This window comes from Enterococcus sp. S53 (assembly GCF_016516865.1).
Taxonomy (GTDB): Bacteria; Bacillota; Bacilli; order Lactobacillales; family Enterococcaceae; genus Enterococcus_D; species Enterococcus_D innesii.
This window is the reverse complement of record NZ_JACVUH010000032.1, coordinates 1-7,629: the sequence shown is the minus strand read 5'-3', so window position 1 is coordinate 7,629 and position 7,629 is coordinate 1. Positions and strand designations below refer to the sequence as shown.

The 7,629-nt window shown below is 32.3% G+C and carries 5 protein-coding genes and 2 pseudogenes; 3 read left to right on the top strand and 4 right to left on the bottom strand.

Annotated features, from left to right (window positions below; all coding sequences use genetic code 11):
- Positions 1 to 50 precede the first annotated feature (50 nt).
- Both IAE45_RS18170 and IAE45_RS19390 read right to left on the bottom strand, forming a co-directional pair.
- A pseudogene (locus IAE45_RS18170) lies at positions 51 to 973 on the bottom strand (ISL3 family transposase); the annotation flags it as partial.
- A gap of 385 nt (positions 974 to 1,358) precedes the next feature.
- Positions 1,359 to 1,799 (bottom strand): annotated as a pseudogene (locus tag IAE45_RS19390) (transposase); the annotation flags it as partial.
- Between the two features lie 501 nt (positions 1,800 to 2,300).
- On the opposite strand from IAE45_RS19390, the gene IAE45_RS18160 reads away from it, so the two are divergent.
- Positions 2,301 to 2,483: an ATP-binding protein gene (locus IAE45_RS18160; protein WP_442784505.1), complete on the top strand. Its 183-nt coding sequence runs from the start codon at positions 2,301 to 2,303 to the stop codon at positions 2,481 to 2,483.
- 338 nt (positions 2,484 to 2,821) lie between these two features.
- Here the strand turns inward: IAE45_RS18160 and IAE45_RS18155 are convergent, their stop codons facing one another.
- Positions 2,822 to 3,784: an SDR family NAD(P)-dependent oxidoreductase gene (locus IAE45_RS18155; RefSeq protein WP_200127748.1), complete on the bottom strand. Its 963-nt coding sequence runs from the start codon at positions 3,782 to 3,784 to the stop codon at positions 2,822 to 2,824.
- 123 nt (positions 3,785 to 3,907) lie between these two features.
- Positions 3,908 to 4,771 (bottom strand): helix-turn-helix domain-containing protein, encoded by an 864-nt coding sequence (locus IAE45_RS18150; protein WP_200143156.1) that lies wholly within the window; start codon positions 4,769 to 4,771, stop codon positions 3,908 to 3,910.
- Between the two features lie 1,435 nt (positions 4,772 to 6,206).
- Between IAE45_RS18150 and IAE45_RS19110 the strand changes: the two genes are divergently transcribed.
- Both IAE45_RS19110 and IAE45_RS19105 read left to right on the top strand, forming a co-directional pair.
- Complete coding sequence (locus IAE45_RS19110) at positions 6,207 to 6,404, top strand: hypothetical protein (RefSeq protein WP_233619186.1); 198 nt, start codon at positions 6,207 to 6,209, stop codon at positions 6,402 to 6,404.
- Positions 6,405 to 6,406: 2 nt separating this feature from the next.
- Positions 6,407 to 6,562 carry a hypothetical protein gene (locus IAE45_RS19105; RefSeq protein ID WP_233619185.1) on the top strand — a complete coding sequence of 52 codons (156 nt, stop codon included), beginning with the start codon at positions 6,407 to 6,409 and terminating at the stop codon, positions 6,560 to 6,562.
- Positions 6,563 to 7,629 lie beyond the last annotated feature (1,067 nt).

Sequence of the window (7,629 nt, the reverse complement as noted above, 5' to 3'; positions counted from 1 at the left end):
TTCTAGTCTACACACCTTAATTTTTCTGTCTAGTTAATTGTAGCCTATCCACGGAAACTACGCCAAGACTTATATTCCGAATGATTTATATTCTGTCTATTTTTTGTTAGAAAACGCCAATTTACTTTAAGTTTCTGTGATTCCTTTTTGAAACCTTTTATTTGTAAGGATTTCATTGTTCTTACACGTAGGTCTTGAAATGCTTGATTCATATGTTTAACGATATGAAATCGATCAATAACGAGATTAGCATTTGGAAATACCGTTTTGGTTAATTGAAAATAAGCTGCGTTCATATCAGTGACTAAATATTTTACTTGATCATTGTTAGAGCAGCTCTGAAAGTAGGTAGTTAGTCGCGATAGCTTACGTGTTGGCAAAATATCAATCAACTCTCCACTTTCTCCATCTGCACAAATAAAGCTCATTTTGTCTTCAAGTGAAGCATGTGATCGAAACTCATCCGCCATCAATACTTTGGGAAGAACTTTTTTAGCGTTTCCTGGAAGATAGCTTTTGAGTTCTTTTAGTATATTCGAATCACTGTAGTTAAAGACACCGTGCAAAGCTTAGCAATAAAAATCAAAGAAACTTTATCTGTTAGTAAAGAAATGATTTTGTATCTTAAATGATTGGCAATAGAATATTTTGGAAGAACAAAGTAAGATTGTGCAGTCCAATAGGTTTCACAATTTTTACATTTGTAGCGCTGCTTTTTTAATTGCATAACCATCGGCATATGATTATATTCATCAAAACGTATGGTAGTTTTTTTCTTCCCATTTCTTATAATTATCGTTTTACCATCACTGTCTTTCACTGTGGATCCACATGATTTACAAGCTTGCGGGCAAGGAGATAGCGTTGCGTTGATCACTAAGCGCTGTCTTTTGTTCACTGTCTCGTAAGAGACATCTACAATTTCTAAATTTTTATCTGTAATCCTCAACAATTTTTTGATAGAATCATTCATATAGCATATCGTCCTCTCAGTTGTTTATTTTGTGGTGATTTAATCATACTAGAGAACGATATGTTTTTTTATACCCAAAATGAAAATTGGACTGAAGAATCAATTCTGATTCATTAGTCCAATAAATTATAGAGCCAATTCTACCAAGTGGGTATCTCTTTTTCTATACTTTTTCATAAAGAAATAGTGTTGGCAGGAAATCCTAAGATTTCCTACCAATACTAAATGTTGTAGAACCTAAGTCTAATGGTAATAAGTCAAGTTGAAGATTGAGAATATTTTTATTGTGTAACCTGTTTTGAAGTGCACTTAACTAGCCCCGGCGAAAATCAAATTTTTTCGGAGTATTTCAAGGGTTTGCGTCAATAACAGAATGTTTTATCTATCACGTTTCTTGGTGGTTACATAGTAGCGAATCCACCAGACGCGTAAATTTTCTTGCGGTTAAGACGAGTGCTCGTTTGTGTTTATGTTTTGGAACCTCATTACATTTGCTTTGATAAAAAGCCTTATATTCAGAAAGATAATTTTTTACAGAAATGGCAGCTTCAACTAACTAGTATCTAAAATAGCGATTCCCTTGTTTTGTCAGAGGTGTATTTTGTGACTGATAGTTACCAGATTGTTTGACTTTCCAACATAAGCCTGCGTATTTTGCCAATTTTGTTTGGTCTTCAAATCGTTCAATTTGACCGATTTCAGCGATTAATCCAGCGGTGTACACCTTTTCAATACTTGGAACACTGATCAAACATTGATATTCTGGAATAACGACATTGATGGATTCTTGTGCAAGACTACCTAAACGATAATTCATGGTAATTGCACGTTGAGTCGATTTGGCAATTTTTTCTAGATTTTTAAAGCGACCTTTTCCTTTTTCTTGTAGTAAGTCGCAGAAGGCTTCCAAAGGAAGCACAGCCAATTCATCTAGTGTGAAGTCTTCTGTCATAAGAGTAATGCCAGTGGCACTAAAGAGACTTGTCGATTCGTCGCGCATTTCTCGAGCAAGTGTATTGCATTTGTACGTTAGATTTTTCAGAAAGTATTGTTTTGTACGAGCCAATGGTTAATGAGTTGATAGGGAGTACGTGTTAAGCGCTGTAAGGTCATGTGCTTCTCTTCTTTGATAGAGGAAGTTGTGAACCATTGAATACGCAAGAAATCAGCGATTCTTAATGCATTGTTCGATCGGTCTTATCCTCATCAAACATGCGACTGAACTGTTTAATCCGAAAAGGATTCTCAATCGTTAAAAGTACATTGAGTTTCTTCAGCTCCTCATCTTCATGGAAAAACATCAAAGGATGAAAGTTGTAGATGGACGTTGATTCCATCCCATGGTTCTATGATCATTACAACCAATTTAGAGTTTGAACGATGGGAAGAAACATTCAAAGGCCCCATGTTTACTGCTGCAATTGTCGATCGAATTGCCCATCGGGCGCATGTACTTGATCTGAATGGCTCTTCTTTTCGAGTAGAAGATACAAAGCAGTGGTTAAAATAAATGAAGTGGGGCATTTTTCAGTTGATTTAGTGGAGACATTTTCAGTTGAAAAAAACACCATTTTTAAACTGGTCTTGATACTATCGTAACTTCGTCAACTTTTGAGCCATAATCTATATTACGCACGGACTAATTTTTACAACAAAAATAAGATCCAGCTAAACAATATGTTTAACTGGATCAGACCTAATTTTCAGTTGAATTTATCTTTATCAAAAGTAAATGTCGAAGAACCATTTTACACAACTCATTAATCCTTATTGACAAAGAGTATATATTTCTTACTGACAAAGATATTGTAATATTTTTATAACCTAATTGACTAGAATTAGGTTATTTTATTTGAACCATTTTTTTACAAGCGGGTAGAATTCATCCCAAAGTCTCTCTGCATTGTTTGAGTCAAGAGCATATTTAGCGACACCATTCATATAATTATTACTTGTTACGATTTCTGCTTCGTTACAATCTTCAAAATAACGACCGCTTATCCCATTAAGAGACGGTGATACAGCTAATAATACAGATGTTGCTGCACCCTGTTCAGCAGTTTTCCATCCTTTAGGCTGAGCCAAACGGTTGCCTTGATCATCTAATGCTCCCCAATTTTTTAAAGTTTCTTTATTCATATGTCTTTGAAGATTTGTTGCAATCGCACCAGGCATGAGTGCATTTGCTGTTATACCATCTTTTGACCAATATTTAGATACCCCAACTGCAAAAAGTATTACTGCCGATTTTGCTTGACCGTATGCTAATTCTGGATCGTATGGACGGAATTTAAAATTTATATCATCAAATATAACAGGAGATGTTAGATGAGAAACAGAACTTACTGAAACAATCCGTGCACCTTCTGATTGAGCTAGTGCTTCATGTAATCCAACTGCAAGTGCAAAGTGACCTAGGTAGTTTGTGGCAAACTGCTCCTCGAATCCTTCGTTCGTCAACTTCAATTCCGGAATATTCATAACACCCGCATTATTTATTAAGATATCTAATGTTCCTTTCCAGCTTGACACAAAATTTATAATATCTTCTTTGTTGCATAAATCTAGTTTTTCAACATGAATATTACTATTTCCGGTACTCGCTATAATATCTCCAATTGCTTGTTTTCCGCTTTCTATATTTCGAACTGCTAATGTAATTTCAGCACCTTGCTTTGCTAATGATCGTGCAGTTTCTAATCCAATCCCTGATGCACCTCCAGTGATTACAATCCTCTTACCTTTTAGATTAATTCCTTCTAATATTTCATCGGCCGTCGTTTCAGAGTTAAATGATGTTGCTATTCTCATATTCTCACCATACCTTTCTTTTAGTAAAGTATACCAAAAAAATATAATTAAATTTTTTCTAACTAGTTCAATTTATTTGTCAATTAAGCTCAAATTATGAGAATATGTAATTTCATTTGTATTCTATTTATCTATTCCTCTCTGCCTGTAGGAAATAGGGGTATAACCTGTAAGCTTTTTAAATACTTTGGAAAAGTGCGAGAGATTCTCAAAGCCTACTGTAAAGCAAATATCTGTAATAGAATTAGAGGTCTTGTCTAGTAATTCCTTCGCTTTATTAATCCGCCGTTCTCTGATCCATGTTGAAGGTGCCATATTATAGATTGCATAAAAGTCTCTCTTAAAACTCGAAAGACTTCTTCCACATAAATAAGATAAATCAGAAAGGGTTACGGGTAAAAATAAGTTAGCTTCTATAATAGGTGTAATATTAATAATAGATGATGGCCTTTGATTTAGCATTTGTTGTATTAAGCTTTCATCTTTTGCCTCCAGGTCATAGAGCAATTCTAATAATTTTAATTTTATCAAATTATTATTAATTAATTTTTCATCACGAAAATAGAATCTCAATGATTCTAAATAATTTAATAAGCGATCACTTATCGTTTGTATTTCTACAAACTTTGTTTGATTTGATGATTTCACATTAATATTAGACTCTTTTGCAAAATTCATAAGAAGATCGTCATCGATAAAAAACATCCAATATTCTATAATATTTCTACTTTCAGATGTAGATAGTTTTTCATATTCAATAACAATAGATTTTTTTAATAAAACCATTTGGTTTTTTTCTACTGATATAATTTGATTACCATAATAGATTTTATATGTACCACTTAACACGAGCAACAGCAGGTGGTCTTCTAAAAATATCCTTCCCTTAAGTTTTTCAGGATAGCGTATAAAGTTTTCTAAAACTGTTAATCCGCCTACTTTTAGTATATAATTACGGGAAGATGATTTTTCTAAATTATTTGGCATTCTTATAACTTTTTCATTCATCAGCTATTTTGAAGATTTCAATCTTCATCCTCCAAAATTATTTTTTAATATTTGATTCAAGCTAATCATTGCTGGGCAATTGTAACGTTACAAATATTTTTTTTAATTACTTCTTTAGGGAATAGTCACAAAATTTAATGACTTTTCCGAATAAATGACTTTTAATCAGTGTAAATTTATGGTGTTATTATTTAACAGATATTTCTTAGATGTTTTTGCCCAAAATATCCATATTTTAGAAGTGACTTTATTTTACTATACGCTCAATCTGATTTCAAGCAATGTATAGCTCCTTATTTTCATGGTGTCGTTATGCCTTATCTTATTAGTTAGTTATATCATAAACATTCTTTATTTTATTGATTTATGTGAGACCCACAGTATCTAAAATAAAAGGTTTTCTGGAATGGCAGCCCTTCTTTTGATAAAAAACATAAGGTGTATCAATAACACGAGTGATTTGATTTCCTACGTCAGAAACTCAAACTTAAACATCAAGATGCCGCTCCAAGGATATCACATTGAAGCTCATTATATAGGGTATTATGCTTCAGCAATATCTGATAACGAAATTGAACGGGTGATTATTATCCGTAAGTAAAGGTAGTTCCACCAATTTACGTAGTTAGGCGAGAATTTTAGTTTGGAATCGTTCGTATTAAATTCATCTTCAATTAAAGATGGGAATCGAGTAAATAGCGAATGATCGAAAAAATCGCTTGATGAGAAATAACCATCTAACGAGAAATATTTTACCTTCGTAAACGGATTGATTTTCTTGATAGCCTCTACCGTATGTGCATGTATTTAGTATACTTCTGATATTTGGAGTTGGTAAAGAACTAAACCAAAAAAGGATAAATAATTAAGGTTCGTTTCAATAAGTTTCGAATTACTTTAATAGTAATGCTTTTCTTACTACTTCGTTTTAGCTGATTTCACTCAATTTGAATAGGTTTTGAACGAATAGTAGGGATTGAACTTAAAAATGCGAGTCAAAGATGATTTTCTGTTGATTAGGATAGGTTATTTTAAAACCATACTGTTACAAGTTGAGTAATACTGTTTTTAAAATCTCAATCATTTTGTTTCTAAGCGTTTTTAGCAAAAATTAAGCATCCTCTCCTTTGTTGTGATTAAAGAAGAGCTTAAATCATCAAATGATGGTTTTTAAATTAAATATAAGTACAAGTGAGCAAAGTCATTCTGAGAGAATGACTTTTTTGTTTTTCTCATTAAATAAAAAAAGAAATAGAAAGAAGGAAAGAAATTGAAACTAACAAGACTTAAAGTAAAAAAGGAATGAGTCTGAAGAGTCTTCATTTTAAATACCCAATTTAAAGAATCGCCAAAAGAAGTGGATGGTGTTCTTGGTAGTTATGTAAAATTCTATGGGGATTCCGAAAAACATGGTGTGTTACCAATTGTAGTGGACAAAAGCGCTGCAGCTTTACCGGAAGGCGAAGTGGAAGTCGAATTCGAGGAGACTTATTTGGTTCGGATCACAAGTCGTGAAAACAACGATGATGGTCGAATGGTCAACTCAGTAAATGGTTATTTAGATTTCTCTCTTTATTTATATGTTGTAACAGTCAGTCAAGGAAGGGCGTAAATGTGGTATTAAAATTTAAGGACAACAACAATATTACTAGAGTTTCGGATAATTCCAGTTTAGGAGCAATTCGTTTTAGTTCATTAGAAGATCAAAAAAATATGGAAACTGGAATTCAACCTGAGATAAGTGAGAAAAAAATTGTATTACTTGATTAATCACAATTTATCCACTCATATAGATTAACATAACTTATTCTCTTAACTAAGTGTCTAGTTTTTCTTGACAACTCCACCAAATCCACTCCTTAAAAGTCTAACTTTTAGGGGTCACTACATTTTTCGTCATTTCTTGCGTTTTTTTGTTAGAGATTTATGTCACAGATCCTATTTGAGAAATTGTACAAAAGTTATTTTGGACAAGAACGTAACACATATCAAAATGCGGCCTGTACAACCTTACAGTTAGAATCTATTGATGTATACACCAAAATACTATCTTCTAAAATTTAGAGGGTTTGGTGATTGTGTATCATAAAATTAAAAATGATAATCAAGATTGGATAAATGGAACGAACATTTTCAAGGTGACGTATAAAAATGAATCTAATCTGATTGATAGTATTGCCAACTTAGGCAGTGCTTATGTCGAAGAGTGATATGTGTGTTCATATTGTCTTTAAAGGCTTTTAATTAACTTAAATAGAGATTTAAAATCTTCATAAAAATTGCATCTTATCTTTAAAAATCTAAACAGACTAACTATCAGGCTTATTGAATTATTACTAAAAAAATTGACTACGTTTAATTCTTATGATACAATGAAAACGTAATCAATGAGAGTAACTCTTCGGAGGCTTAACCAGTGATATACAAAACTGCTTTTTCGTGTGGTTTTTTATATTGTGATGGCCCCGAAGTTTTTTGTGCTATCATAGCCAAAAACACACCACTGACAGATAAAGATAGGAAAATATTTTCTAATAAGGTGGTGTAAAGGATACTTATATACCTGAATTTTTAGTTAAAGATATGGTCTGATCTCTTGTTATTGATTAGTTATAAAAGAATTGCATTAGGTATTTGTCGTTATGCAAATAATTGTGTGAGAAAGGTTTCATACAATATAAGATTCTATTTGCATTTTTACTAACTAGTTTTAGTGACGATATTTTTCTTTAAGTATTGGAAAGTAATATAAATAGTCATAGTGATTTACTTTATACTTACAAACTTTGGATAGGCTACAATTAACTAGACAGAAAAATTAAGGTGTGTAGACTAGA

Excerpts from the sequence above, each read along its gene's own strand:
- IAE45_RS18155 (WP_200127748.1), bottom strand. The coding sequence starts at position 3,784 with ATGAGAATAGCAACATCATTTAACTCTGAAACGACGGCCGATGAAATA.
- IAE45_RS18150 (WP_200143156.1), bottom strand. The coding sequence starts at position 4,771 with ATGCCAAATAATTTAGAAAAATCATCTTCCCGTAATTATATACTAAAA.